This is a genomic window from Syntrophorhabdales bacterium (genome assembly GCA_035541455.1).
Classification (GTDB): Bacteria; Desulfobacterota; Syntrophorhabdia; order Syntrophorhabdales; family WCHB1-27; genus JADGQN01.
This window is the reverse complement of the sequence record DATKNH010000017.1, coordinates 19,898-45,233: the sequence shown is the minus strand read 5'-3', so window position 1 is coordinate 45,233 and position 25,336 is coordinate 19,898. Positions and strand designations below refer to the sequence as shown.

Here is a 25,336-nt window from a genome sequence, read left to right as displayed (position 1 = left end):
GAGGATTGCTCAGCGAGGAAAGACTACTTGCAGTACTCGTCCATCAGGTATTCTTCGTTGGTGTTTTCGTAGATTTTTGCCCAGCGGCCGGGTTCTTTTGACCTGCCGATCCTTCCGTCCGAGTACGTCACCTGAAGCTCCACCGTGCGAAATTCCTGCCTGGGACAGTTTAATTCGTCCAGGGTCACAATGCGCCTCTGTGCTGCGCCGGGCGGAAACTCCCTTTTTCGCCACATCTGGATAACGTCCTTGGAAATCCTTGTTATTGCTTCCTCGTCGATGAAATGCCTGACATCCTGATCGTCAGTCATATATCTTTTCCACTTTCTTCCATCCTCGTTCTCGCCCGAAGAAACATTGGAAGAAGCATCTGAGGAAGCGCTGGAGGGGAGTTGTTTGCCTTCTTTCTGGACTGAATGTACTTCAGGTGGGGTGGGTTTCTGTTGCGGAAGTTCGGCTGGCTTCTTCTCCCAGGGATTATCGAAGCTCAAGCTGCAGGAGAAAAGAGACAGCACGGAAAGCATGATGATCAGCGCCTGGCAGCAGCGGGAAGGGACAATTCTCACGGCACGTGTTCTGCCCACGTTTACGGCTCCGTTACTAGACTGGCGATGCTGCGTATCTGAGTACCCTGATAACGCGACTCAGCTTAGCGTATAGTATACACAGAATTGAAAGAAAAAACTGCCCACTTTGCTGTTGACACGGGCGCTGCGTCTGTGGGAAAAGAAATAGCGATAGATTTTCGCGTCGTCGGGTACCCGTGGCGTTATTTCACGGGTGATGAAATCTATCTAGCGAGCACGGCTCGCGAGAGGGGAAGGCTCCGGCGGTTTTGCCGCAGGAGGAGGCGACGCAAGCCCCAGCAATAGAACGTTGAGAAAACCACAGGGGGTTCCCATGAGAAAAGAACATATAAAGAGAGCGGTTTCGGTTGCGGCTGTAGTGCTTTGCCTCTGTGTGCTCGCTCTTCCTTCTCATGCCCAGCAGACTGCCGCTACCGATGCGAGTGTTAAGCTGCCTCCACCCAAATTGGACGGAAACGTTTCCGTAGAAAAAGCGTTGACTGAACGGCGCTCGGTTAGGGCTTACAAATCTGAACCGCTTTCTCTCGATGAAGTTTCCCAGATCCTCTGGTCAGCGCAGGGTGTAACCGATGCTGGAAAGGGCTTACGCACAACGCCTTCGCCCAAGGGCCAGTTTCTGATTGAAGTCTATCTCGTGGCTGGTAACGTGACCGGCCTTCCGGCCGGGCTGTATCGTTATCAACCAAAGGAGCATGCATTGATCAAGATGGCCGAGGGCGACAAAAAGGCTGATCTTTCTAAGGCTGTTCCCCAGCCCGCGGTGGCCGGCGCACCGGCGTCGCTGATCATTTGCGGTGTGCCGGAACGGTCGGCGGCAAATCCAGCCTGGATTTACCTCGAGGCTGGCCATGCTGCGGAAAACGTATATCTGCAGGCTACTGCCATAAAGCTGGGGACGGTTTCCATAGCCGGTTTCAAACCGGAAGACGTGAGGAAGGCTCTGCCTTTGCCGGAGAAACAGCAGCCCATTTACATTATGCCCCTGGGCAGGAAATAACCTCCACTCCTAAAGATATTGAAACCAAACTCCTAATCCCTTTGGGAGTGAAAATTGACCATTTGGCCGATTGATTAAGACAGTATCTCGCCGTTAAATACCATATACATAAGGCGCATTCCTTTACTAACTGCCTCTAAGAGCGGGAAAGAATGAACATCGACTGGCTTTTTAAGAACCTCTCAAAAACACTCTCAGACCAGGTGAACGATTTTTTTGAGACCATACTCTACCTGGACACAGAGCAGTTAGCGGCCACGTACAGCGGTCTCACCGGGTTGAGGGAACGTCCCAAGGTGGAAGTACAAAACATTGGTGGTGAGTACAGGTCAAGTTTTTTTTCATCCAGCGGTCTGGGAAGCGCATCTGCGCAGCTCTTTGAAGTGGACGACAGCCATCTGTTGAGGGCTATGCTTCCGGGCCTCAAAATGGCGTATCTCAGTGTAGCTGACCCACAGGTTCTTAAATCAGCCCGGAAACAAAGGATCTGGATGGAAGGTACCTTGCGGAATACTATGTACGTCCTGCCGCGTGGACTTCGATGCGATGGACGAAATTCGGCGCTGGTGCTGGAATTTGTTCAGAACGACATAAAGTGCAGCCTGGCAACACACAATCAGTATGTCTCCTCCATTTACAGGCCATTTATAACGGAAGAACGGACGTTTGAGGAAAAAGCAGACCTGTTTGGTTACCTGCACAGTTGCGAAGAGAAGAAGATAGCCATTTCCTCGGTGAAGGAAAAAATAGTCTATCAGGCGCTCGTGACGCCAATCGCCATCCTGCGTAAGTAGTTCCTGCCAATTCGACTTCAAGGATATCAAGAGTGAAGATAAGGACCTGCGGTTACCGCTAACTGGGCCGTATGCCGTGAGTTCAGCGAATGTGCGTCGGCATGAGGACCTCCGCGATATCGAGAACTCTAACCCTGCTCTCGGCCTTTTCGTCTTTTATTCCGTCCTCGAACATCGTGAGGCAGTAAGGACAGCAGGTTGCGATGACCGTGGGATCGAGACGCAATGCCTGAGCGGTCCGGTTTGCGTTTATCCTCGTGCCGCTCGATTCTTCCATCCACATGCGTCCCCCGCCGGCCCCGCAACAGAAGCTTTCACGGCGGTTTAAATCCATCTCCAGCGGCAATGATCCTGTTGCACGACGCAACACTTCTCGAGGATCGTCGTAGATGTTGTTATACCTCCCGAGATAGCAGGAATCGTGAACGACAATGCGCTCCTTGGTCACCCTTTCCGGGGGGCGTATCTTTCCTTCTCTCAGAAGAGTACCTAAAAGCTCTGTATGATGCAGCACCTCGAATTCTGCGCCGAAATCCCGATAGTCGTTTTTGAATGTGCTATAGCAGTGGGGACAGAGAGTCAACATCTTCTTAATCCCGTACTTCCTGAAGGTTGTCACATTGCTTCGGGCGAACTTGTCGAACACATATTCGTTACCCAACCGCCGCAAAGGATCTCCGCAGCACTGCTCTTCTTTGCCCAGAACCGCGAAGGATACCGATGCGTTCCGCAGCGCTTCGATAATCGCTGCTATGACACTCTTCATGCGGGAAGTGAAGGACGCCACGCATCCGATATAGAAGAGGTACTCGGCGTCAGGTTTTTCGGCCAGTAATGGCACATCGAGGTCTAATGCCCACCTGATGCGGTCAGAGGGCGCAATGCCGTAAGGGTTGTACCGCTGTTCGAGATTGCGGAAAAGATTGATCACTTCCGAAGGAAAATCGACCGCTTCCATCACGAGATGGCGTCTCATTTTCAGAAGCTTGGGGAATTGTTCTATAAAGACAGGGCACTTCTCCACGCACGCTCCGCAGGTGGTGCAGTCCCAGATTGCCTGAGGCGCTATACTCCGCTCGTGGTCTCCACCTATAAGCGCAAAGCTGACAGGAGTGTGTTCATCTGCGCCTGCTATGGTATCTCCACCCCGCAATGTCAGAATCGCATTTCCGTTCCTGATGAGGTTGGCTTTGCCCTGGAGAATTACTTCTTTGGGATTGAGCACTTTGCCCGTGGTTGTAGCAGGGCACGCATCAGCGCATCTTCCGCATTCGGTGCAGGAGAAGAAATCGAGCAGATCCTTCCATGTAAACTGCGTAACCTTGGAGACGCCGAATCGCTCCCCCCGCTTGAATTGCAGAACGGGCAAGGAGTGGGGAAAACCGAAGCGCCTGAAGAAGCAGTTGAGAAGTGCGGTAAGGATGTGCAGGTGTTTGCTGCACGGTATATAGACGAGAAAGAGAAGAAGCACTGCCGCGTGGAGCCACCAGCAGACTCGTTCCACAAGCTGCCAGAATAAGAGCGTGCCATATCCCGTAAACGGTGAGGCCATGATTCGAGAGAAGGGCCTGTATACTTGGCTTTCCTGTCCCGCTACCACGGAGGCGATGTGCAGCCCGAAATAGGCGATCATGAGAAGCCCGACGAGGCCGAGTATAAAAAATGCGTCAAGGCTTCGTTCCACGTTCGGCGGCTTGAAGAATAACCGTCTCGCCGCTGCGATGACAACGACGATGAGCACAATGAATGAGGTCACGTCCGCAACAAAAATGATGGCCGGATAGAGCAATGCACCCGTGAAACTGAGGCTGAACCTGGGGAATATGCCCGCAATGATAAATTCACTGTTGACCATGAGCTGGAGCAGAATGAATCCCCAGAAGAGAAGGAAATGATTCACACCGAAAGGTTTTTCGATGACCCTTTTCTGTCCGAAACCATAGACGAGGAGCGCTTTCAGCCTCTGAAGGAGGTGGTCGAACCTCTGCTCTGCTTTCCCCAGGAGGACCATAGCCAAAAGGCGGAACACCCTCCTCAGGAAAAGAAAGAGTGCTGCGAAAAAAGCCAGCGCAAAGATGATGGACTCAGCTACGGACATGTGATCCTCATGTGTCGCACACAGGGGCGGTTTTCATCTTTCGCAGTTCTTCGATCATTCCCGGAACAATCTCAAAGACGTCTCCGACAATGCCAAGGTCTGCTACATCAAAGATGGGCGCGCGCTCGTCTTTGTTGATGGCGATGATATACTCGGCATCCTGCATGCCGACAAGATGCTGGATGGCACCCGAGATGGCGCAGGCGAGATACAGCTTCGGTCGCACGGTCTTGCCGGTCTGTCCTACCTGCCGTTCGTGCCTGATCCACCCTGCATCTACGGCACTCCTGGAGCCGGCAACCACGCCGCCGAGCAGGTCTGCCAATTCCTGAAGCATCCCGAAGTTCTCTGCGCTCATCAGTCCTCTGCCACCGCTGACGATGACTCCCACGGCCGTTATATCCACAGAACTCTCGCACTGAATGGGCGCTACCTCCAGTATTTTCGTGAGTATCTGATTCTCGTCGAATGTAATCGATTCTCGAACCAGCGTTGCCTTCCTCCCCGGGATTCGTGAAGGCGTGGGCATAACATTGGGCCTGACCGAGGCCATTTGGGGCCTGGCCTTTTCGCAGAGGATCGTGGCCATAATGTTACCGCCGAAAGCTGGGCGTGTCTGCTCCAGGTACCTGTTTTGCTTGTCGATCGCCAACGCCGTGCAGTCCGCGGTCAACCCGGTCTGCAGGCGCGTTGCCACGCCACCTGCCAGGTCACGGCCGAGGCCTGTGGCCCCGATCAATAATACCTCGGGTGCATATTTCCCGACGAGGTGGACACACGCACGCAGGTGAGTTTCGGCCCTGTAGTCCTTGAGGACCGGCGTGTCAACCAGGTAGACCTTATCGGCACCATATTCGGCGGCCTCATCTGCCAGGTGTTCAACGTTGCTGCCGAGCACTACAGCGGCCAGTTCCACCTCAAGGTCTTGGGCAAGCTCTTTTCCTTTCCCGAGAAGTTGCCAGGAGACCGGTTCGGCCTTGCCATCCATCTGCTCCACGTAGACCCAGACCCCGCGCCAAAGACTACTCGCTGTTTCTCCGCCCGTCTCTGCTGCAGGTTGCTCCTCGTCCCATGTGCCAATGCCTTCCTCAGGGATGAACGTGGTGATGGCGTCAGCCGGGCAGACTTTGACACACTTGCCACAGCCGATGCATTTTTCCAGGTCGATAATCGGCTCGCCTTTTTCATCGTACCTGATTGCGTTGACCGGGCAGGCCGGCTCACAGCGGCCGCAGCCAATGCATTTGCCGGGTGAGAGGCGAACCTTGAATCTCCGTTTTTTATTTTGCATTAGAGGTCCAGGATTTTCCAATCTTCGATCTTCTGTATGATGAGCCGAACTGTCTCTTCCTTAGCGCTGCCCAGTCCTGATACTATCTCGCCCTTCTCTCTTTGAGGCGCGAAGATACGCTTCACCCACGTGGGCGAGCCGTTAAGCCCTATGGTGTTGACATCGATCTTGAGGGTTTCATTTGTCCAGACCGCCAGGGGGGCTTCTTCGGCATAGAGTCTTCGCGGTACCGCGGGATAGCGCACGGTGTTGATTTCGCGCACCACCGTGATAAGAGCCGGAAGCCGTGCTTGAACAACCTGGTGCCGGTTGTCAAACTTTGCCCTTACCGTGATATACCTACCCTCGACGTCCACATCGAGCACTTTGTCAACAAGCGTCACCTGTGCAAAGCCCAGGCGTGTTGCTATTCCGGGTCCTACCTGGGCGGTATCGCCATCAATGGTCTGTTTTCCGCAGACAACGAGGTCGACTCGTTCCTGAGAGGAGAGTCTTTCAATCGCCTCACTGATGACCTTGCTCGTCGCCAGTGTATCAGAGCCTCCGAAGACTCTATCCGAGAGAAGAACTGCTGCGTCGGCACCCAGAGCGATCGCATCGCGCAAAACTGTTTCCGCAGGAGCCGGTCCCATGGAAAGCACCGTGACTTTCCCCCCGCATGTGTCCCTGATGCGTAAAGCTTCTTCCAGTGCGTGGTCATCAAAAGGATTGATGATGAAGGGTATCCCTTCCCTGATGAGCGTGTTGGTGACCGGATCTATTGTGACCTGCGTTGTGTCCGGGACCATCTTGACGCATACGACGATGTGCACAAGTACCCCCTGCAATAATTCACAACTTTATCCTAAGGGCGTAGCTCTGTCAATTCAAGAACTTAAATCGATGGTGTGTCAGCGCCGGCCCATGGCGTTCCAATTGACGAGCGTCAGGCAAAAGTGATATCCTAGCGCATAAGGGTGAAGAAATGTTTGGCCTTGGAGTTCCTGAACTTCTCGTTATACTGGTAATCGTCATGATCATTTTCGGTGCAGGCAAGCTGCCGGAGATCGGTGGGGCGATAGGCAAGGGCATCAAGAGTTTCAAGAGGTCGGTAAAAGACGACGAGATAGACGTTACCCCCAAGAACGATAAGGATAAAGAAAAGCCCGCCCCATAAACCGTGGCCCACACTGTATTCATCGGCATAGGCTCGAATATTGGCGATAGGCACGGCAACTGCACATCGAGCCTAGAACGAATTACCGCTGACCGGAGAACCGAATTCCCGGCCTTGTCCTCGTTTTACATCACCTCGCCTGTTTCACCTGTGCCTCAGGAAGAGTTTCTCAACTGCGTACTGCGGATCAGATGGCATGGATCGCCATTCGAGTTACTTACACTTCTCCAGGATATTGAGTCTGCTATGGGAAGGGTAAGGGACGTACCGCAGGGCCCGCGCACCATAGACCTGGATATACTCCTGATAGATGATCTCACATTTGAGACTGCCGATCTGACTGTGCCGCATCACCGGATGCACGAGAGGAAGTTCGTCCTGGTGCCATTGCTCGAGATAGAACCTCACGCGATTCATCCCCGTCTGGGACGGCCCCTCAAGGAGTTTCTTGATGAGATCGGTCCGGAGCAGGCCATACGGAAATTCAACGAAGGAGTTTCTTCATGAAGTATCTTATACCCATTATTATCATCATACTGCTGGTCAGGTATCTCATTAAGAAAAACAAGAATCTCAAGGCTGCACCCATGTCGAAACCACAGTCTGAAGTGCTCAAGCAGGATCCGATCTGTGGAGCCTATGTGGCGCAGCGGCAGGAACTCTCTTTGCGGACCTCGGAGGGAATCAATTATTTTTGCAGTATAGCGTGCATGGAGAAATTTAAAGAACTGAAGCGCTGAAGAGACGCGTTATGAGTTCTGAGTTGCTGGTTGCGACGTGCTTCTTGCAGTGCCGCCTGGAGAGTGTTATGATGCCCACGCAGCTCAAGAGGCAGTTGAAGCCATTGCGGTTTTGATATTTCCATCAAAATGCGAGGAGGCGCACCTATGAAGTTTTTCCTGGACACGGCAAATGTGGACGAAATCAAGAAAGGCCTGGAAATGGGACTTGTCGACGGGGTGACCACAAATCCAACCTTGCTTGCCAAAGAAAAGAGGGATCCAGAAGCGACCATCAAGGAGATACTTTCCCTTGTGCATGGACCGGTGAACCTCGAGGTGCTGGCCGTTGATGCAAAGGGTATGATAGCAGAAGGCAGAAAGCTTTCTTCTCTGGGTGAGCAGGTCGTTGTGAAGATTCCCATGACCGAGGAAGGGATGAAAGCAGTAAGGACACTGCACGAGGAAGGAATCAAGACAAACGTGACCCTGATATTCCAGGCTGTCCAGGCATTGATTGCTGCAAAGGCAGGAGCGGACTATGTGAGCCCGTTTGTGGGCCGGCTTGACGATATTTCGACAGCGGGCATGGACATAGTAGGCGACATCACCACCATTTACTCGAATTACGGTTTTGAAACTGAGATCATTGTCGCAAGCGTGAGAAATCCTCTTCACGTACTCGAGGCAGCCACCATGGGAGCCGACATAGCCACCATTCCCTTCCCGGTCATCAAGCAACTGATGAAACATCCGCTGACGGATATCGGCCTGGAGAGGTTCCTCAAGGATTACGATTCGCTGAAAAAGTGATGCGGGGATTGCGATGCTTTAGCCTGGATAGGGCAACCTGCGCATCATAATCGCCGGCTCGAAAGGGGAGGGCACGTGATTGGGTTATTTCTGCAATGAACAACATTCTCATTATTCTGGCGCTCTCAATACTCGCTTTTCTGGGCTTGTTCGTCATTCCCGTCGTCATGACGCGTTGGGCATCGCACAAAGTGATCAGAATCTTTCGCCAGCACGGCGCAGTCAACGCCCAGGGTGCTCGGACACTGGCCGATCTGGGGCTTGCGCCGTTGGGATTCTTCGACAGGCTCATGAAGCCGCGTGACTACAGGCCCCAGGCGCTCCGGTTTCTAAAAGAGAGAGGTATCTTGCACAGTACTGCGGACGGCCGGTTCTACGTGTCTGAGGCCGGATCGGACCAAGGATGAGTGGCGGGAGTCTGCCAGGTTGCTTGATCGGAAGTCTGCTACAGAGATGCGAGAGACCCTCAGGCCAACCTAAAGAATCTTGAGACGTGCGAAAAGCTTTACCGTGCTCAGGCATCATCTGATCCGCGCGGGTGGACACTCTTTTGCTTTGGCCGGGAAAATACCCGGTAGTCAATGTGCGGGAAAATATTGTCCCTGCTTTCTATCAACGAGAGCCAGGCCTTGTCGACACTCGCGTCTCGTACCTCGCGGAAGAGACGTTCGGAATGAAGCAGATGATCTCGTGTCCTCTTCGTTGCGTACTCCGTCATCACGCCTAACTTGAGCATGAATGCCCAGTCGCTTGCCTGTGCCAGCAATAACTCTCTTGCTGCCTGGTTCAACGCCCTTCGGGTGATACCCTTTGCGTTAGGATAATCCCGTGCCATTTCCGCCATCAGATCGCCTGCCCGGTGCAAGTCGGGATAAATCCAATCATTGCTCCCATTAAGCCAGACTTCACTGAACCCCTTGTAGCCCCAACTCGACATGGAGGGAACTGAAACCTGGTTGATGGGATACATTTCCAGGTATTCTGACAGCGTGACGAGACGAAGCGCGTCTCCTTTTGAAGCGACGTTGCGGATCACATGTTCGAGCCAGATGGGACCTTCGAACCACCAATGGCCAAAAAGCTCGGCATCATACGGCGCGACAATGATCGGTTTACGGTCCATCGCGGACGCCAGGAAATCGATCTGTTTTTCCCGGTTGTCGAGAAAGTTTTCTGCGTGAATGTGCGCCTTCTGCTCCGCCCGTTCTGGAATGTAAGCCTCCTTGCTGCGGTCCTGACCTGTAATGCGATAATACTTAATACCTGTGTCGATACGAATACCTGCTTCATGGACATACGGTTTGATATACTCAAACTCAAGATCGTATGCTATGTCGCGATAAAACTCGCGATAATCAAAATCGCCGGGGTAACCCTCGACCGAACTCCAGACTTGTTTTGAAGACTCGGGGTCCCGGCCGAAAACGGCAACACCAGAGGGACAGTAGAGAGGGGCATAGACACCATATATCGGCTTCACATCAGCGCGGGTGATTCCGTGGGACTCCAGAATGGTGTAGCGAATCTTTTCTTCTCTTAAGAAGGTGTCGATTCCCGGATAATAGCCGCATTCCGGCAGCCAGAACCCCCCAGGCCTTTGTCCGAATGCTTCTCTGTGGCGGTCAACACCTACCCGGATTTGCGCGCTGACCGAAGACGGGTTGACAGACAGCAAGGGAAGGTAACCATGTGTGGCAGCGCTTGCAATGAGCTCCACGAAGCCCAGTTCCTGGAGACGTCTGAAAGCCTGAAGCAGGTTCTGTTTATAGCGGGAGGTAAAGAGTTCCTTTGCTTTGGAAAAACTTTCGTAGTACATGCGGGCCAACCGGTGGAACTCCGGTTGGTGCCGCGTTCTCTGCATTTCTTTGGCTGCCAATTCAATCTGGTGTTCGATCCTTCTCAGATAACGGGACTGCAGAAGTGAATCTTCAAGCATTGATGCCAGAGTAGGCGTGAGAGAAAATGTCAGACGAAAAGCAACGCCTTCACCGGCAAGCTTCTCAAGCATGGCAAGCAAGGGAATATAGGTCTCTGTGATTGCTTCAAAGAGCCAGTATTCTTCAAGCGAATCCTCATATTCCGGATGCCTCACGAAAGGAAGGTGGGCGTGCAGAATAAAGGCCAGGTACCCTTTTTCCACCTATTTATCTATCCTCCCTGACCCCGGGACTCCCAATAATGAGAAGGCCCCGCAGATGAATGCCCGTTCGCTTATTGCGGCAATATCGACGCTCGGGCTCCCTACGCGTAACGTTGCTGAGGGGTCTGTGAAGAGTGGCCTTCCGGGATCACGTGTTGTATCCAGAACCGGCTCTTCCTTCCCGTACGGGCCGGCCGTGTTCTGAATCTGCTCAATATGATCGTAGTTGCCCTTGACCAGCATGAAGCTTTCCTTTCCGCCGTTTGAGATACCGGCCCGAGGTGTCTGCGCAAGGTTAGATCGTGCTATCGGGAAGAAACGACCATCTTCTGTCCTCAACCCGAGGCTGGCCCAGTATGATTTCGCGGAAGCCCAGAGGTGCACGTACCAGTTATGCGCATTGAGCTCGACAGGAATATCGAAGGAGTTCGAGATACCCGGGCTGCCGCTCGGCAGGCACATGGTGTCATAGAAACGCAAGACTGCCTCTGACCGCTCGGAATCCTTTCCTAGCTGGAGCCTTGCCGTGGTGGCGGCGCGTGAGGAGAGAGTCCAGTACGCATGGATAACATAGGGATCGACCGTAAGCAAGACCAGCCTTGTGCGGTCCACGGCCACGGGTCGGTTTTCCCCTGCTACCGTCAAATGCTTCCTCGGCGGAAGCAAAATCTTTTGCGCTCTACGCTCTCGGAGTGGCCTTGATCTCGCTTGTTTTTTCCCTTTGGGGACCATCCGCGTATCCCTGGCGCGCATCTCATTTACTATACCACACGATCGAAAACCCCGAAAGCATTTGCCAACCGCATAGAGCTCACCTGCGCTGAAGCGTTCCTCTCGGGAAACTTCAGCTGGCCCGGCGCGTTTGTCTTCCCTTGACGCCATGCTTTCCTGGAGTATAAGCTGAGAGCCGGAAAAGAATGAATCACTGATGTGTTCGATGCGAAAGAGCCTGCTTCTCATAACCGCTTCATCTCCCGACATGCAAAGGGTGAGGCGGTCGCGGGTCCTCAACTTCCAGCAGATCACCATGCCATATCTCGCTGCATTTGTGCCTCCCTATTGGGAGGTTCGCCACGTTGATGAGGCAATCGAACCCGTTGACCTCGATACACATGCGGACCTTGTTGCCATCACGTTTCACACACCCAGTGCGCCCCATGCGTACGAACTTGCAGACTCCTTCCGCCAGCGGGGTGTCACCGTCGCATTGGGCGGACCGCATGTGACCCTTATGCCTGATGAAGCCTGTCTGCACGCTGATGCTATCTTTGTCGGGGAGGCCGAGTTTCACTGGCCGCGATTCCTTGAGGAATTTGAAGCCGGACAGTATCACGACCGTTACTGCTGCTCTGAGCCGCCTGCTCTCGACAAGTTGCCGATGTCGCGCCATAACCTTCTCCACCGGCGAGACCATACCGCGGGGGTTCTGTTTGCCACGCGCGGCTGTGCGAATCGGTGCGATTTTTGTGCTCTCGCGGTGATGTATCAGTGCCGGCCGCGCAGACGCCCGGTGAACGACGTCGCGTGCGAGTACGCTTCATTCCGCGGCAAAGTCATCATCTTGTGGGATGATAATATCGCCAGTGACATGGAGTACGCGAAGAGTCTCTTCCGGGCTCTCGCTCCGTATCGTAAATGGTGGAGCAGCCAGGCAAGTATTCATGCAGCCGAGAGCGATGAATTCCTGGAACTGGCTGCGCGCAGTGGGTGCAAGCAACTCTTCATCGGGCTCGAGTCGGTTACGCAGGCCAGCGTTAATGAAGTTTCAAAAGGGTTCAACCGGGTGGATGCATACGCGCAGGCCATCGAGAGAATCCACGCCCATGGCATATCGGTGCAGGCCGGAATCATCTTCGGGTTTGATCATGACACCGAAGCAGTATTCGGGGAGACACTCGATTTCCTGGAGGCAGCGGGAGTGCAAAACGCGACCTTCAATATCCTGACGCCGTTTCCGGGAACTCGTCTCTACAATCGCCTGGAAGGGGAGGACAGGATTCTCACGAAGGACTGGAGCAGGTACAATGGAAGGACCGACGTGGTATTCCAGCCCCGCCTCATGAGTCCCGAGACGCTGCTGGCCGGATTCCAGTATGCCAATGAGCGTTTCTATTCGTTGGGCAGCGTCTGCAAACGCCTGTCCCGTTCACCCGTCCAGTTGCACTGGACACTGCCGCTGAATCTGGCCTATGCGTTTGCCCTGCGGCATTGTGCTCATTAGCCCACAGCCCATGTCGCAGGAGCACTCCGTGATTATCTGAATAACAGTGTTCTTTTTTCCGCAGGTCGACTCTTTGGGAGGAGAACGCTGTCAATCGGGAGACTTGGAATCGTCAGTGAGACTCTTTCTGTTCTCGATCGCGCTCTTCAATGTGAGAGGGTCAGTGTAGACAATGTCTCCGCCCACCGGAATTCCCGAGGCTATGCGGGTGATCTTTACGTGAAGAGGTTTTGTGAGTTCGGCTATGTAGTGAGCGGTTGTGTTTCCTTCTATCGTGGGATTGGTGGCTATAATCAGTTCTGCAACGCCGTCCTTTTCGATTCGCTGTGTGAGTTCAGGGATCCTGATGTCTTCTGGCCCTATGCCCTCTATAGGGTTTATCACCCCGTGCAGGACGTGGTACCGATACACTCTGGGGTTGGAAGACTCTATCATCATGATGTGGGACGGTTCTTCCACGACGCAGATAACTTCCCTGCCGCGGTGATCATCCCTGCAATACTGGCACGGATCAGTGTCAGTGATATTGAAACAGGTGCTGCAGAGACGTATCTTCTCTTTTAATTGCGCAATACTTTCCGATAAGTCGGCGATGTACGCATTGTTGGCGTGCAAAAGAAAAAAGGTGAGCCTTGTCGCGGTCTTTCTCCCTATGCCGGGAAGCCTTGTCAGCTGCTCTATCAGACGTTCTATGGGTTCAGGGTAGTACATTACTGATTAGAGACCGAATGGCAGCTGAACCCCGCCGGTAATCTTGGCGAGCTCTTCTTTCCACATCTCTTTGGATTTTTCGAGCCCTTCGTTAAGGGCAGCGACGACAAGATCTTCCAGCATCTCCTTGTCGTGCTCTTGCCACACGTCGTTTGAAATAGTGAGCGAGACTATCTCCTGCTTACCATTGACCACACAGGTCACCATACCGCCACCGGACTGCGCCTCTATGGTCTTCTTTTCCATCTCCTGCTGAAGCTTCTGGAAATTTTCCTGCATCTTTTTTGCCTGGTTAAGAAGCTGTCCAAAGCCTTTTGTCATTCGGACCTCCTTTACACGTTAAATAGGGACTCTGCCTCTTTCACATAATCTTCGAGAGAGTCTTCTTTGGTACCGTTCGTATCAGAGAATTGCAGACTGACTTCCTTGCCGAAAAACTGGGCCGCCAGTCTCTTCAGTTCATTTGTTGTGTTGTTATCCTTTCCGACAAAGCCAAACTTTTTATCAAGCAGGATGACAGGTTTGTTATCTTCAATCCGGATTTCGAGCACGTGGAATGAACTGCCGATCACCGGGCTCTCATTCCTGAGAAACTCAAGGAACGCCTCAGCGCTGGGACTTTGCTCAAAGGCCCGCACTACGGGCGGAGGCTGATCCGTGCGGACAGATGCATCCACTTCCTCCTTCTCGCGCCGTGCTGCCGGCCGGACCGGCTGTTTGGTCTCAGGAGCGCAGGTGCTGCCAGGGTCGGGAGCCGACGGCGCCTGCCGTTCAACCGGGGGCGTAGTTCGCTGGGGCACAGCCTGAGGAGCACTGCTGAGAACATGCTCTACTTCTCTCAAGCGAGAGAGGTTGTAGAGGTTAATAAAGAGGATTTCCAGGGAGATTTTGGGAAAGGCTCCCCTCACAAGATCCTCAGCCTGAAGCGCGTAGTTGAGCATATTCTGCAGCTCATAGTATTCCAGAGGACCGGCCAGTTCGACCATCTGCTTGCACTCGGCGTCGTCGATAAAGAGAAAGGGTGGCTTTCCTTCCCACACCCTGATCATGAGCATGTCTCTCAGAAAGGAGACGAGAGCTTTATACACCTGGTACGCATCGTATCCCTGCTCAAGCGTGCGCTCGATGGCTGCGAGACCGCTCTTCGCGTCCCGGGCGATCACTGATCCTACGATCTGGTAGACGAGCTGCCGTTCTACCACTCCTACCACGTCTGTGACATCTCTCTCGGAAATATGATCGCCGCTATACGCAATGACCTGATCGAGGATCGACTCGGCATCCCGCATGCTCCCGTCAGCTTCTCTGACGATATAGCCGAACACCTTCTCATCGAAGATAATCCCCTCTTCAGTGCAGATGCGCTGCATCTGCTGGATGATCTCCGCTTCAGAGATCCTCCTGAAATCGAACCGCTGGCATCGGGACATTATGGTGTACGGGATCTTCTGCTGTTCCGTTGTCGCGAGGATGAAGATATTATGGCCCGGTGGCTCCTCCAATGTCTTGAGCAGCGCGTTGAACGCCTCGGTGGTGAGCATGTGGGCTTCATCCATGATATAGACTTTGTACTTACCCTCCATCGGAAGGTAGCGTACCGTCTCCCGCAGTTCCTTTATTTCGTTGATGCCCCGGTTTGATGCAGCATCGATCTCGATGACATCGACGTATCCCCCGCTGTCGATCGCCTTGCAGCTTTCGCAGCCGTTGCAGGGCTCGCCATCTTTGATGTGGACGCAGTTGACGGCCTTTGCAAGAATCCGTGCTACAGAGGTCTTGCCTACGCCGCGTGGTCCCGAAAAGAGGTAGGCATGAGCCATTCTTCCGGACTTCATTGCATTTCTGAGGGTTGTCACGATGTGGGGTTGACCGATTACATCCTCAAACGTCTTGGGCCGCCATCTGCGGGCGATTACAGTATACGTGCTCATGTCGAGACCAGGATTATGGAATATGGGTCAAAGATCAAGGGTCCGGTGAGGAAGACAGGGAAGCGGGTGGTTACGTTTGCTTCAGATTGACGATCGGAATCCATTTGTTGCCCAAACCCTTAATGCGTCCATTGGAGTCTTTACGTGACCCGTGACCCATGCCCCGTGACCCTATTTATTTAAAGCCAGGCTACCTGCGGCACACGGAGTGACTACTACCGCTGCTTCCTTCCGGACCTGACGGGGTTCGTAGCTATCACGTTGCGCAGGGCCCGGCTTTTTTAATTACAGGGACTGGTGTTCAGTGTATAGTGTTTAGTGACAGCCACAAGGGATCTTTACCACTAACCACTAATCACTAGACACTAAAATCTGGCGGAGAGAGAGGGATTTGAACCCTCGGCACGAGTTTTGCCCGTGCACACGATTTCCAGTCGTGCTCCTTCAGCCGCTCGGACATCTCTCCTTGCGATTGTTATAGCATACCGAAAGGGGCTACTCAAGCGGGTTGTTCATCGGCCTCAAACCCGAGGTAGGCTTCGATGACCGCCGGATCGCACTTGATGACATCAGATGCGCCTTCCATGACTACTCTTCCTGTCTCGAGCACGTACGTCCTGTGGCTGTGTTCCAGGGCCATATGGGCGTTTTGCTCAACGAGGATCATGGCAATGCTCTTTTCTCTGTTAATAGTCCTGATGAGGGAAAAGATTTCTTTTGTAATGAGAGGTGAAAGCCCCATGGAAGGCTCATCCAGAAGGAGAAGTTGAGGGTTGCCCATCAATGCCCGGCCTACGGCTAGCATCTGCTGTTCTCCTCCGGAGAGTGTACCTGCATGTTGCGAGAGCCGCTCTTTCAGTTTCGGAAACGTATGAAGCGCCAGGTCCAGCAATTGATGGCGCAGGCGCCTCCCCACGGTATAAGCGCCTATTTGAAGGTTTTCCTTCACACTGAGGTTCGGAAAAATGCGTCGTCCTTCAGGCACCATGCAGATGCCCATCTGCACCAACCGGTCCGGCCGCTCTTTGCTTATGTTCCTGCCATGATAGTCGATGTCACCCGACTCGGCGCGCAGGAGTCCGGAGATTACTTTAAGGAGGGTTGTCTTCCCTGCACCGTTTGCGCCGATGATCGACAGAATTTCTCCTTCGTTCACGTCGAGGCTGACGCCATGCAGGGCCCGCAGAGAGCCGTACCTCACGTAAAGATGAGAGATGTGCATCAGCATGTTATTGATTCATCCCCCAGGTAAGCTTCGATGACCCTCTTGTCCTTTTTGATCTCGGCCGGCGTGCCCTCTGCGATCTTCTCACCGAAATCCATGGCAAGCACCCGGTCGGATAGATTCATGACGAGGCCCATCTGGTGCTCTATCAGGACGATGGTGAGGCGGAAGTGCTCCTTAACCTGCCGCAGTATCTTGAGCAGATCCCTGATTTCTTTGGGGTTCATGCCGGCGCCCGGCTCGTCGATGAGCAGGAGCCGGGGACCGGTGCAGAGCGCCCGGGCAATCTCCAGTTTTCTTTGATCGCCGTAAGGGAGATTGTTAGGGGCCAGGTTCGCTTTGGCGGAGAGCTGAAAGAAGTCCAGTATTGTACGTGCCTTTTCCTCGGCAGAGCGTTCAATGCTTACGTAGCGGTGTCCTTTGAAGATGGCAGCGTTTAACCCGTAGCCTTTCATGGCCAGTATCGGGGCGGTAAGGTTCTGCAGAGCAGTGAGGCTGTTGAAGAGGCGCAGGTTCTGGAACGTTCTTGCTATACCCAGATGGGAAAGGCGGTGCGCAGGCACGCCGCGCAGCGACTCACCGAAGAGCGTGACGCTGCCGGCGTCAGGCTTGTATATGGCAGTGATCAGGTTGAAGAGCGTTGTTTTGCCTGCCCCGTTCGGGCCTATGATGCCGAGTGTCTCGTGCTCCTCAACGGAAAACGTAAGGTCGTCGACTGCCTGTACACCTCCAAAACTCTTCTTAAGACCGCTGGCCTCCAGGGCTTTCATCCGTTCCCGCCCAGGCCGAGAAATTTTGATTCTTTTCGGGCGAGAAGCCCGTAGGGCTTCCACATCATGACAATGATCAGAAATAGGGGAATGAGCACCCACCTGAATTCAAGGACCTGGGCAGGAAGGCCGATCCGCAACCCCTCTATCAACGCGACCCAAAGCAGCCCTGCGTATATGGTGCCGGTGATGCTTCCCATGCCGCCGACGATCACGATTATCAAAAAATCGATCGACCTGAGAAAATCAAAATTTGACGGATGAAGGAAGGAGTACAGGTACGCATAGAGAGCCCCGCCGACGCCTGCGAGTACGCAGCCATAGGTGAAGGCCATGAGCTTCATTCTGGCCGTATTAATGCCGAATGCGGTGGACGCCAGCTCGTCATCCTTGATGCATTGCCAGAAAAGGCCGTAGCGTGAAAAAATAAGGTTTCGGGTCACGAGGATAAGAAACACCATGGCAAAGAAGGCTACCTCAAGGTTCACGATCTTGGGTATGCCGATGAAACCACGCGATCCGCCAAGCACCTCGGACACCCTGTCCGAATTATCAAAGAGCACCTTTACAAAAATGCCGAAGCCCAGCGTAGCGATTGCGAGGAAGTCGTCCCTCAGTCTCAAGATGGGAACGCCGACCACGTAGCCTACACACCCGGCCATGGCGCCCGCCAGGCAAAGAACGGGAAGGAAGGTTAAGATGGAATCCACCTTAAAAAGCGCGCCCAGGTATGCTGCGGTGTATGCGCCGATGCCGTAGAATGCTGCATGACCCAGAGAGAACTGGCCGGTGTAACCGTAGATGACGTTGAGGCCCAGCGAGGTCAGAATGGCGATGAAAGAAAAAAGAATTATCTGCTGGATATACTGGGTGAGCAAGCCGCTCAAAAAGAGTCCTTTCAGGAGGAGGTAGGCGATAGCCGAACAGATCAGGAATCTCTTTGCGCTTGAAAAAAAGCTCATACCTTGTCGATCCATTTTCCGAAAATGCCACTCGGCTTCAAGAGAAGAACGAGAAAGAGAATGAAAAATATGACCCCGTCGCGCATTGTGGACGAGAGGAAGGCGGAGACGAAAACTTCTGAAACGCCTATAATCAATCCTCCCAATACGGCGCCGTGGATGATGCCTATGCCTCCCAGCACCGCAGCTATGAATGATTTGATTCCCGGCATGATGCCCATGAATACGTTGATCTGAGGGTAGGCGAAGCCGTAAAGGATACCCCCGAGGCCTGCAAGGGCTGCGCCTACAATGAATGTGAACGAGATGATCCCATCCACCGGAATGCCCATCAACGAGGCTACTTCCTGGTCATGAGAGAGGGCGCGCATGGCCCGACCATGCTTTGTGTGATAAATGAGCAGATAGAGCAGCACCAGAGATAGCGCTGTCACGGCGAAGATTATAATCTGGACGTTAGTAACGGTGAAAAGCGGAAGCTCGTAGCCGGTAACCTCGAAGGGTCTCGGAAACCCTATGTAGTTTGGCGTAAAAAGGCTGTTGAGGCTGAGGAAGTATTCCAGGAAGAGAGATACGCCCACCGCAGTAATAAGAAGGGCGATCTTCGGCGCCGACCTCAAAGGCTTATAGGCGATCTTTTCGATGAGGAAGCCGAGCGTGGCTGTGACCGCCATGGTAATTGGAAACACAAGGTAGATCGGTACATCCCACTTGGCTATGAGATAGTAGGCCGTAAAGGCCCCGAACATAAAAATGTCGCCATGGGCAAAGTTGATGAGCCTCAGCACGCCATATACCATGGTGTAGCCGAGGGCGATCAACGCATAGACAGCGCCTAACTGAAGGCCGTTGATCAGCTGTTGCAAGACGTAACTTAGTGTTTCCATCAGGGTGCGGCGGCGTCAAAAGTCCATCTGCGTCGTTGCCTGCGCCCCGCGTCTCTCCGACGTACATCCCAGTACGCCTCCGTTCCTCGTGGCTTGAGCGCCTCGCATTTGGAGCTTTTTACTTGCCGCGAATAATCAGTATATGTGCCCATTATGTCGCTTCAAAACCAAGGGCCTCTCCTGACGACGTTCGGCGAAAGCCGGAGCCCGGACAAGAAAAATGGATTCACGGGTTTACTGTTGTCACGTACTTGAATCCGTCTTTCTCTACTCGCAGAATCACGGCTGATTTTACCGGGTCGCCATTCTTATCAAAAGATATAGTACCGGTGACTCCCTTGAAGTCCTTGAGGGTGGTCAAAACTTTCATTACCTCTTCAGGTGCGGGCTTCTTTGCTTTGTCCAGCGACTGCAGGTAGATCATAGCCGCATCGTAGGCAAGCGCGGCGAGCGCGTCGGGAACTGCGTTGTGCTTCTGTTTGTACTTCGCGATGAATGCCTCGGCCACCTTGTCTTTTCTTTCCGGAGAATAGTGATTTGTGAAGTAATTACCCGTAATGGCCGAACCGCCGATCTTGATCAGATCTGGTGAATCCCACCCGTCGCCTCCCAATAATGGCGATTTCAACGCCTTCTCTCGCACCTGCCTCGCGATGAGAGCCGCCTTGTTGTAGTAATCCGGAAGGAAGATGACGTCAGGTTTTTTGATCCCGATCTTCGTGATAAGCGCTGAGAAATCCACATCGTCTTTCTGATAAGATTCATACGCGACAATCGTGGCTTTGGCTTTCTCGAACGTGGCTTTAAAGAACTCGGCAAGACCCTTTGAGTAATCATTACCCACGTCGTACAGCACGGCCGCTGTTTTTGCCTTCAAATCTTTGAGTGCGAAATTTGCAACAACACTGCCCTGAAACGGATCGGTGAAACACGACCTGAAGACATATGCCTTTCTTTTTCCGTCGTATACGGTAACCTTCGGGCTGGTGGCAGCATTGCTGATCATGGGTATTTTGTTCTTTTCTGCGATTTCGCTCACCGGTATGGCAATCTTCGAGGTCAAGGGACCAATAATGCCGGCAACCCTGTCCTGGGTGATGAGCTTAAGTGCTGCATTCGTTCCCTCGGTTGCGTCATTCCTGTCATCGGCTATGACTTGCGTGATCTGGTACTTGCCCGTCTTCGAGTAATCCTCTATTGCTATCAGAAACGCGTTCTTGGACGATTCACCGAATGTCTTTACATCGCCGGTAAGGGGTGTAATCAATCCCAGCTTAACAATCTCTTTTGCAGACGCGTGAGTGAACGCGATCAGTAGCGCCAACGTCACTCCCACGCTCATAGCCAATCTCTTCACCGGTATTCCTCCTTGTGTTCCAGGCCGCGGCAGCACCATCGGTCATTCAGTGCCTGGCAGCGAACACCCATTTTACCGCGATAGGGGAAAGCTTGCGAGTTGCGCTGCAAACCGCCTCTATATTAAACAAGAAAAAAGGAGACCTTGCAAACAGATATTTGGACAGCACGCTATAGGAGAAGGTATGGGGTAGGCAGCCGGGAAAGAACCGGTGATTTCGGGGTAGACTGCCCGAGATGTTTCTGCTACGATTCAGCGTGCTCACAACGTATGTGCTGGTTATCGAAAAGAGGCACTCTTCTGCAGTCCGGGTGCATAAGAGGAGCATTTTCATGGAAGAAGGCCTCTATCTTTACGTTGGTTCGGCTAAAAGGGGCTTACACCGGAGACTTGCGCGCCACGTGAAAAAACGGAAGAACCGGTTCTGGCATATCGATTACATTACCTGCCGGAGGGATGTAGCGGTGCAAGCTATTTACCTGTCTGTGCACGCCGAATGCGAAACGCTCTCTACAGTGAGCCAGTTCGGCACTCTTTTCGGTCGTAAACTGGGCTCGTCCGACTGCAAATGCTCCTCTCATTTTGTACACGTCCGGGAGCCGAATATTGGAGCTTTGGAGGTTCGGTTATCGTCCAAAGGCTTAGTCCCCTTTGACCTTACAGGGTGACCCCCAGCCTTTCCCACGGCTCTGGAGAGTGAGCTCACCCCCGGCCTGACCCGCTGCAGTGCCTTGATTTTGGCGGGTCCGGATGGTATGATGCTTGTGCACTACAGCAAACATTTCTGCAACAGCAGGTGTAACAATGGATCGTTTCAAAGTACTGGTCACGGATAATGTTGCTCCGGAAGGACTCGACATCCTGACCCGCGACGGGACAATACAGGCAGATGTCAGGCCGGGGATTAAGAATCCCGAGCTGGCAAAGATCATCGGCGAGTACGATGCCATCATCACGAGAAGCGGGACGGCAGTTACGGCTGATCTGCTGGAAAATTCGGGAAAGCTGAAAATTATAGGGCGGGCCGGGGTGGGCCTTGACAACATAGATATAGAGACCGCGAGCAAGAAGGGCATCATTGTCATGAACGCGCCTACAGGCAACACGCTTGCCGCTACTGAACTGACCCTGGGCATCATGCTGGCCGCAGCACGAAAAATACCACTCGCCAGCGAGTCTTTGAAATCGGGCAAATGGGACCGAAAGAGATTCATGGGGATCCAGCTGTACAATAAGACGCTTGGCATCGTCGGCCTGGGCAGGATAGGGACGAACGTTGCGGTGCGGGCCAAGAGTTTTGGTATGAGAGTGATTGCCTATGACCCCTACATCAAGAAAAGCAAGGCTGACGCAGTCGGCGTGATACTTTGCGATTCCCTTGAGGAGCTTTTGCGGGAGGCTGATGTGATCTCCTTTCATACACCGCTGACCCCCGAGACGCGAAACATGCTCACGAAAAAGGAGATCGACCTGACAAAGGAAGGTGTGATCTTCGTTAATTGCGCCAGGGGCGGCATAGTAAATGAGAGCGACCTGTACAAAGCCCTTAAATCAGGCAAGGTTTTTGCTGCAGGCGTGGACGTATTTGAGCAGGAGCCGCCGCAGAGCAGCAAGCTGCTGGAACTGGAGAACGTGTTCGCCACGCCCCATATCGGCGCAAACACAATGGAGGGACAGAAGGCCGTGGCGGTGATCATAGCGGAGCAGGTGTGCAATGCTCTGCACGGCAAGCCTTATCAGAACGCGGTAAATATACCATTCATAAAATCAGCGCTTACAGACAGGATGAGGCTCTATTTTGATCTTGCTGAAAAGATGGGCAAGCTCGCTGCACAGATAACGCCCGGCCGACCTGAGGAAATCAGAATAGTGATGGTGGGGAAGAATTTTGAAGAGGATCTCTGCGAGCGCAAATTCGACGTGCCTTTCAGCTATCAGCCTTTCACGATCTCGGCGATAAAGGGCTTTCTCGGGGTGACACTCAAAGAGACTGTCGGCTTTATCAACGCTCCTTATCTTGCCAAGGACAGAAATATAGATGTTGAAGAGTCCAAAACAGACCATTTCGACAAGTATAACGACCTCATTGTTTTCACGGTTAAAACAGACAAGAGGGAGAACACCTTCGCAGGAACTGTGTTTGCGGATAACGTGGGCCGGATCGTGCTGTATAACAAGTTCCTGCTTGACGTAATCCCGGAGGGAACATTTCTCCACTTCAGGAATTTCGACAGGCCAGGGATTGTCGGGAAGGTCGGTACGATTCTCGGCAATAACCAGATCAATATAGCGAGCTTTGAGCTTTCAAGGCAGATGACTGGTGAAGCTTTAGGCTTTGTCTCGGTGGATAGCCCCATTCCCGAGAGCGTGCTCAATGATATATTGGCAATTGACGGGATGATCGAGGCAAGAATCGTAAAGTTGTAGGAAGGAATCGTTTGGAGTTGCGGGTTAAGAAACTACCGGTTACGAGTTAGGAAAGGTTACGCAGAAGGATGGAGAAAATCACTTCCCTGCGGGGATTCAGAGACATCAGTGGTGAAGAGGCCGAGAAGTTTATCAGGATGGAGCTTGTTTCGAGGGCCATCTTGGAGCGGCTCGGATTTCGTGAAATCAGCATTCCCATTCTGGAAAAGACCGAACTCTTCAAGAGGAGCATTGGCGATACCACAGACATCGTTGAAAAAGAGATGTTCACGTTCATAGACCGTAACGGTGATTCGCTGACCCTGCGGCCTGAGGCAACCGCAGGAGTGGTGCGCCATTACCTGCAGGAAGGACTGCAGGCAAAAGAGAGGATCAGCCGGCTCTTCACGATGGGGCCAATGTTCAGGCACGAAAGGCCGCAAAAAGGACGCTTCAGACAGTTCCACCAGGTGGATGTGGAGATATTCGGTGCGGCCGAACCGATCGTGGATGCGGAACTGCTCTGGACAATTGCGCTCATCCTCGGCCGGCTTGGAGTTTCGCAATACGCGCTGGAGTTAAACAGCGTGGGCTGCAAAACATGCCGGGAGCCTTTCAGGGAGGTGCTGGTTTCCTACTTTTCAAAAAAGATGGAGGCTCTCTGTCCCGACTGCCGGAACAGGCTCTCCAGAAACCCCCTGCGAATCTTTGACTGCAAGGTCACATCCTGCATAGACCTTGTGAAAGAATCGCCGCTCCTATTCGACCATCTATGCGAAGGCTGCCGGGCACATTTCGAAACACTTCTTAAGTACCTGGCCGACTTCGGCGTGGACCTCCTCGTCAACAAGAGACTGGTCCGGGGCCTTGATTACTACACCCGGACCGTTTTTGAAGTTACGTCCGGAGAGCTCGGAGCGCAGAAAGCCTTTCTCGCCGGAGGGCGCTACGACAACCTTGTTGAAGAGATGGGAGGGCCCAGCGTGCCTGGAATAGGCTTTGCCATAGGCATGGAACGCCTGGCGTCGCTCATGGCCACGTCTCAGGCTTTGAAAAAGCCGCGCTACTATCTCGCGCTGATTGGGGAGAAACCTGTTGCTTTCCGCATTCCTATCATGAAAGCCCTTGTGGAGGGGGATGTGCCGGTTTCTTACTCGCCTGATCCCAAGTCGCTAAAGTCGCAGATGAGGCACGCGGACAGCATCGGCGCCGATTACGCGATGATCCTTGGTGATGGAGAGATTGAAAAAGGGGTCATCCTTGTGAGAAATATGCGAAGTGGCAAGCAGGCTGAGATCCCTCTTGATGTTGCGGGTCTTGCGGACCGGCTCGAAGCGCTAGCCCTCGAATAATCTGGATCTGTACGCCAGATAGGTAAACACTGCCGCAAGTATCAGTCGTGCAACAACTACGATCAGGCCGTTCGCACCTATAACAACAAAGAGCAGGGTATCCTCAAAGATTGCGTGGCACACGGAAAGAAAAAGCAGTATAAGAAATACTTCGCGCTTGCCCAGTTTGTGCTCTTTTATAGCATGTATGATGACACCCGCCCCGTAGGTAAGCCCGATGATGACCCCTGTAACAAGCGGGAGCAGGCCGGGCCTTGTGATACCCACGAAGAAGAAAGGCTTTGTTCCGCGAAAGAGGCCGCGCTCCTTCAGAAACTCGTAGGAAATAGTAAGCGGAAGGATGATAAGCAGGAGCTTTACCGTAAGCCAGAGCGAATCTCGCAGGGCGTTCAGGATCATTTCCATAGCAGGTGCAGCACCACTCCGGAGAATAGACTCAGGGCGATCCTGACGAGCAGCAAGAGCGATGCATTTGCGCCCGTCTTCTTTGTGATCGGTGTTTCTATGGTCAGGCTGTGACAGATGCCGAGCATCAGCGCAATCACCGTCACATCTTTCGCCGGCAGGCCGAGAGGCGTCAGCACTGCTATAGCGGCATAGATGTTGATGATATATCCCGCGACGAGGCAGAGCGCTGCCTCTCCCGGAAGACCGAAGATGCTCATAAACGGCGTGCAGGCCCTGCTGATTATGTCTATCAGGCCCGAGTGCTTGATGATTTCGATAGCGATATAGCAGGGCACGATCACCTTTACCATCATAAAGGTGATGGAGAGGCCATTTGTCAGCCCTCTTTGTAAGGGTTTCCCTATTTCCATAATGCAGCGGGGTATATTCTATCCGATGAGGCGCACAATTGGAATGGGAAAGAGTGCGTAAGCATAAACCGCGCCCGGCTGTGAACAAGGTGCTGAGTCGG

At 53.1% G+C, this 25,336-nt stretch carries 26 protein-coding genes, 1 tRNA gene and 1 other RNA gene; 10 read left to right on the top strand and 18 right to left on the bottom strand.

The window, feature by feature from the left end; genetic code table 11:
* Positions 1-23 precede the first annotated feature (23 nt).
* Positions 24-584 (bottom strand): surface-adhesin E family protein, encoded by a 561-nt coding sequence (locus VMT71_02100; protein HVN22735.1) that lies wholly within the window; start codon positions 582-584, stop codon positions 24-26.
* A gap of 316 nt (positions 585-900) precedes the next feature.
* Here VMT71_02100 and VMT71_02095 point away from each other — a divergent pair, with 316 nt between their 5' ends.
* Both VMT71_02095 and VMT71_02090 read left to right on the top strand, forming a co-directional pair.
* Entirely contained in the window at positions 901-1,584 is a 684-nt protein-coding gene (locus tag VMT71_02095; GenBank protein ID HVN22734.1) for a SagB/ThcOx family dehydrogenase, read from the top strand.
* A gap of 152 nt (positions 1,585-1,736) precedes the next feature.
* Positions 1,737-2,378, top strand: a complete 642-nt coding sequence (locus VMT71_02090; GenBank protein HVN22733.1) for a hypothetical protein — start codon at positions 1,737-1,739, stop codon at positions 2,376-2,378.
* Positions 2,379-2,460: 82 nt separating this feature from the next.
* Here VMT71_02090 and VMT71_02085 read toward each other — a convergent pair whose 3' ends face one another.
* Genes VMT71_02085 through VMT71_02075 form a run of 3 tightly spaced genes read right to left on the bottom strand, consistent with a single transcriptional unit; the run spans position 2,461 to position 6,579 of the window.
* Positions 2,461-4,476 carry a (Fe-S)-binding protein gene (locus tag VMT71_02085; GenBank protein ID HVN22732.1) on the bottom strand — a complete coding sequence of 672 codons (2,016 nt, stop codon included), beginning with the start codon at positions 4,474-4,476 and terminating at the stop codon, positions 2,461-2,463.
* A gap of 7 nt (positions 4,477-4,483) precedes the next feature.
* Positions 4,484-5,767 carry an FAD-binding protein gene (locus tag VMT71_02080; GenBank protein HVN22731.1) on the bottom strand — a complete coding sequence of 428 codons (1,284 nt, stop codon included), beginning with the start codon at positions 5,765-5,767 and terminating at the stop codon, positions 4,484-4,486.
* Positions 5,767-6,579, bottom strand: a complete 813-nt coding sequence (locus tag VMT71_02075) for an electron transfer flavoprotein subunit beta/FixA family protein (GenBank protein ID HVN22730.1) — start codon at positions 6,577-6,579, stop codon at positions 5,767-5,769. The genes VMT71_02080 and VMT71_02075 overlap by 1 nt, the downstream gene beginning before the upstream one ends.
* A gap of 152 nt (positions 6,580-6,731) precedes the next feature.
* Between VMT71_02075 and VMT71_02070 the strand changes: the two genes are divergently transcribed.
* From VMT71_02070 to VMT71_02050, 5 genes are all read left to right on the top strand, one after another.
* Positions 6,732-6,923 carry a twin-arginine translocase TatA/TatE family subunit gene (locus VMT71_02070; GenBank protein ID HVN22729.1) on the top strand — a complete coding sequence of 64 codons (192 nt, stop codon included), beginning with the start codon at positions 6,732-6,734 and terminating at the stop codon, positions 6,921-6,923.
* A gap of 3 nt (positions 6,924-6,926) precedes the next feature.
* Positions 6,927-7,430: a 2-amino-4-hydroxy-6-hydroxymethyldihydropteridine diphosphokinase gene (gene folK, locus VMT71_02065; GenBank protein HVN22728.1), complete on the top strand. Its 504-nt coding sequence runs from the start codon at positions 6,927-6,929 to the stop codon at positions 7,428-7,430.
* Positions 7,427-7,663, top strand: coding sequence for a hypothetical protein (locus VMT71_02060; GenBank protein ID HVN22727.1), 237 nt, complete (start codon positions 7,427-7,429; stop codon positions 7,661-7,663). The genes folK and VMT71_02060 overlap by 4 nt, the downstream gene beginning before the upstream one ends.
* A 147-nt stretch (positions 7,664-7,810) precedes the next feature.
* Positions 7,811-8,455, top strand: a complete 645-nt coding sequence (gene fsa, locus VMT71_02055) for a fructose-6-phosphate aldolase (GenBank protein HVN22726.1) — start codon at positions 7,811-7,813, stop codon at positions 8,453-8,455.
* A 95-nt stretch (positions 8,456-8,550) separates the two neighbouring features.
* Positions 8,551-8,862, top strand: a complete 312-nt coding sequence (locus VMT71_02050) for a hypothetical protein (GenBank protein ID HVN22725.1) — start codon at positions 8,551-8,553, stop codon at positions 8,860-8,862.
* 107 nt (positions 8,863-8,969) lie between these two features.
* Here the strand turns inward: VMT71_02050 and VMT71_02045 are convergent, their stop codons facing one another.
* On the bottom strand, positions 8,970-10,595 hold the full coding sequence (locus VMT71_02045) for a 1,4-alpha-glucan branching protein domain-containing protein (protein ID HVN22724.1): 1,626 nt from the start codon (positions 10,593-10,595) through the stop codon (positions 8,970-8,972).
* Positions 10,596-11,240 (bottom strand): DUF4912 domain-containing protein, encoded by a 645-nt coding sequence (locus VMT71_02040; GenBank protein HVN22723.1) that lies wholly within the window; start codon positions 11,238-11,240, stop codon positions 10,596-10,598.
* A 292-nt stretch (positions 11,241-11,532) separates the two neighbouring features.
* Between VMT71_02040 and VMT71_02035 the strand changes: the two genes are divergently transcribed.
* Entirely contained in the window at positions 11,533-12,816 is a 1,284-nt protein-coding gene (locus tag VMT71_02035) for a radical SAM protein (GenBank protein HVN22722.1), read from the top strand.
* A gap of 90 nt (positions 12,817-12,906) precedes the next feature.
* Here VMT71_02035 and recR read toward each other — a convergent pair whose 3' ends face one another.
* From recR to VMT71_01985, 10 genes are all read right to left on the bottom strand, one after another.
* Positions 12,907-13,527 (bottom strand): recombination mediator RecR, encoded by a 621-nt coding sequence (gene recR, locus VMT71_02030; protein HVN22721.1) that lies wholly within the window; start codon positions 13,525-13,527, stop codon positions 12,907-12,909.
* 6 nt (positions 13,528-13,533) lie between these two features.
* The gene (locus VMT71_02025; protein HVN22720.1) at positions 13,534-13,848 is read right to left on the bottom strand and encodes a YbaB/EbfC family nucleoid-associated protein; all 315 of its coding nucleotides are present in this window, start codon (positions 13,846-13,848) and stop codon (positions 13,534-13,536) included.
* A gap of 11 nt (positions 13,849-13,859) precedes the next feature.
* On the bottom strand, positions 13,860-15,458 hold the full coding sequence (gene dnaX, locus VMT71_02020) for a DNA polymerase III subunit gamma/tau (protein ID HVN22719.1): 1,599 nt from the start codon (positions 15,456-15,458) through the stop codon (positions 13,860-13,862).
* 180 nt (positions 15,459-15,638) lie between these two features.
* Positions 15,639-15,736, bottom strand: an RNA gene (ffs, locus tag VMT71_02015) — signal recognition particle sRNA small type.
* A gap of 95 nt (positions 15,737-15,831) precedes the next feature.
* Positions 15,832-15,924: transfer RNA gene (locus VMT71_02010), tRNA-Ser, on the bottom strand.
* 33 nt (positions 15,925-15,957) lie between these two features.
* On the bottom strand, positions 15,958-16,686 hold the full coding sequence (locus VMT71_02005; protein ID HVN22718.1) for an ABC transporter ATP-binding protein: 729 nt from the start codon (positions 16,684-16,686) through the stop codon (positions 15,958-15,960).
* The gene (locus VMT71_02000) at positions 16,680-17,453 is read right to left on the bottom strand and encodes an ABC transporter ATP-binding protein (protein HVN22717.1); all 774 of its coding nucleotides are present in this window, start codon (positions 17,451-17,453) and stop codon (positions 16,680-16,682) included. The genes VMT71_02005 and VMT71_02000 overlap by 7 nt, the downstream gene beginning before the upstream one ends.
* Positions 17,450-18,415, bottom strand: a complete 966-nt coding sequence (locus tag VMT71_01995; GenBank protein ID HVN22716.1) for a branched-chain amino acid ABC transporter permease — start codon at positions 18,413-18,415, stop codon at positions 17,450-17,452. Before VMT71_01995 ends, VMT71_02000 begins: the two co-directional genes overlap by 4 nt.
* Complete coding sequence (locus VMT71_01990; GenBank protein ID HVN22715.1) at positions 18,412-19,302, bottom strand: branched-chain amino acid ABC transporter permease; 891 nt, start codon at positions 19,300-19,302, stop codon at positions 18,412-18,414. Before VMT71_01990 ends, VMT71_01995 begins: the two co-directional genes overlap by 4 nt.
* A gap of 226 nt (positions 19,303-19,528) precedes the next feature.
* Positions 19,529-20,659, bottom strand: coding sequence for an ABC transporter substrate-binding protein (locus VMT71_01985; GenBank protein HVN22714.1), 1,131 nt, complete (start codon positions 20,657-20,659; stop codon positions 19,529-19,531).
* A gap of 804 nt (positions 20,660-21,463) precedes the next feature.
* On the opposite strand from VMT71_01985, the gene serA reads away from it, so the two are divergent.
* Positions 21,464-23,086 (top strand): phosphoglycerate dehydrogenase, encoded by a 1,623-nt coding sequence (serA, locus tag VMT71_01980; protein ID HVN22713.1) that lies wholly within the window; start codon positions 21,464-21,466, stop codon positions 23,084-23,086.
* 68 nt (positions 23,087-23,154) lie between these two features.
* Positions 23,155-24,417, top strand: a complete 1,263-nt coding sequence (hisS, locus tag VMT71_01975) for a histidine--tRNA ligase (protein ID HVN22712.1) — start codon at positions 23,155-23,157, stop codon at positions 24,415-24,417.
* On the opposite strand, the gene VMT71_01970 is transcribed toward hisS, so the two are convergent.
* On the bottom strand, positions 24,403-24,822 hold the full coding sequence (locus VMT71_01970; protein HVN22711.1) for a hypothetical protein: 420 nt from the start codon (positions 24,820-24,822) through the stop codon (positions 24,403-24,405). The genes hisS and VMT71_01970 overlap by 15 nt on opposite strands.
* Positions 24,813-25,235 carry a nucleoside recognition domain-containing protein gene (locus VMT71_01965; protein HVN22710.1) on the bottom strand — a complete coding sequence of 141 codons (423 nt, stop codon included), beginning with the start codon at positions 25,233-25,235 and terminating at the stop codon, positions 24,813-24,815. The genes VMT71_01970 and VMT71_01965 overlap by 10 nt, the downstream gene beginning before the upstream one ends.
* Between the last annotated feature and the right edge of the window lie 101 nt (positions 25,236-25,336).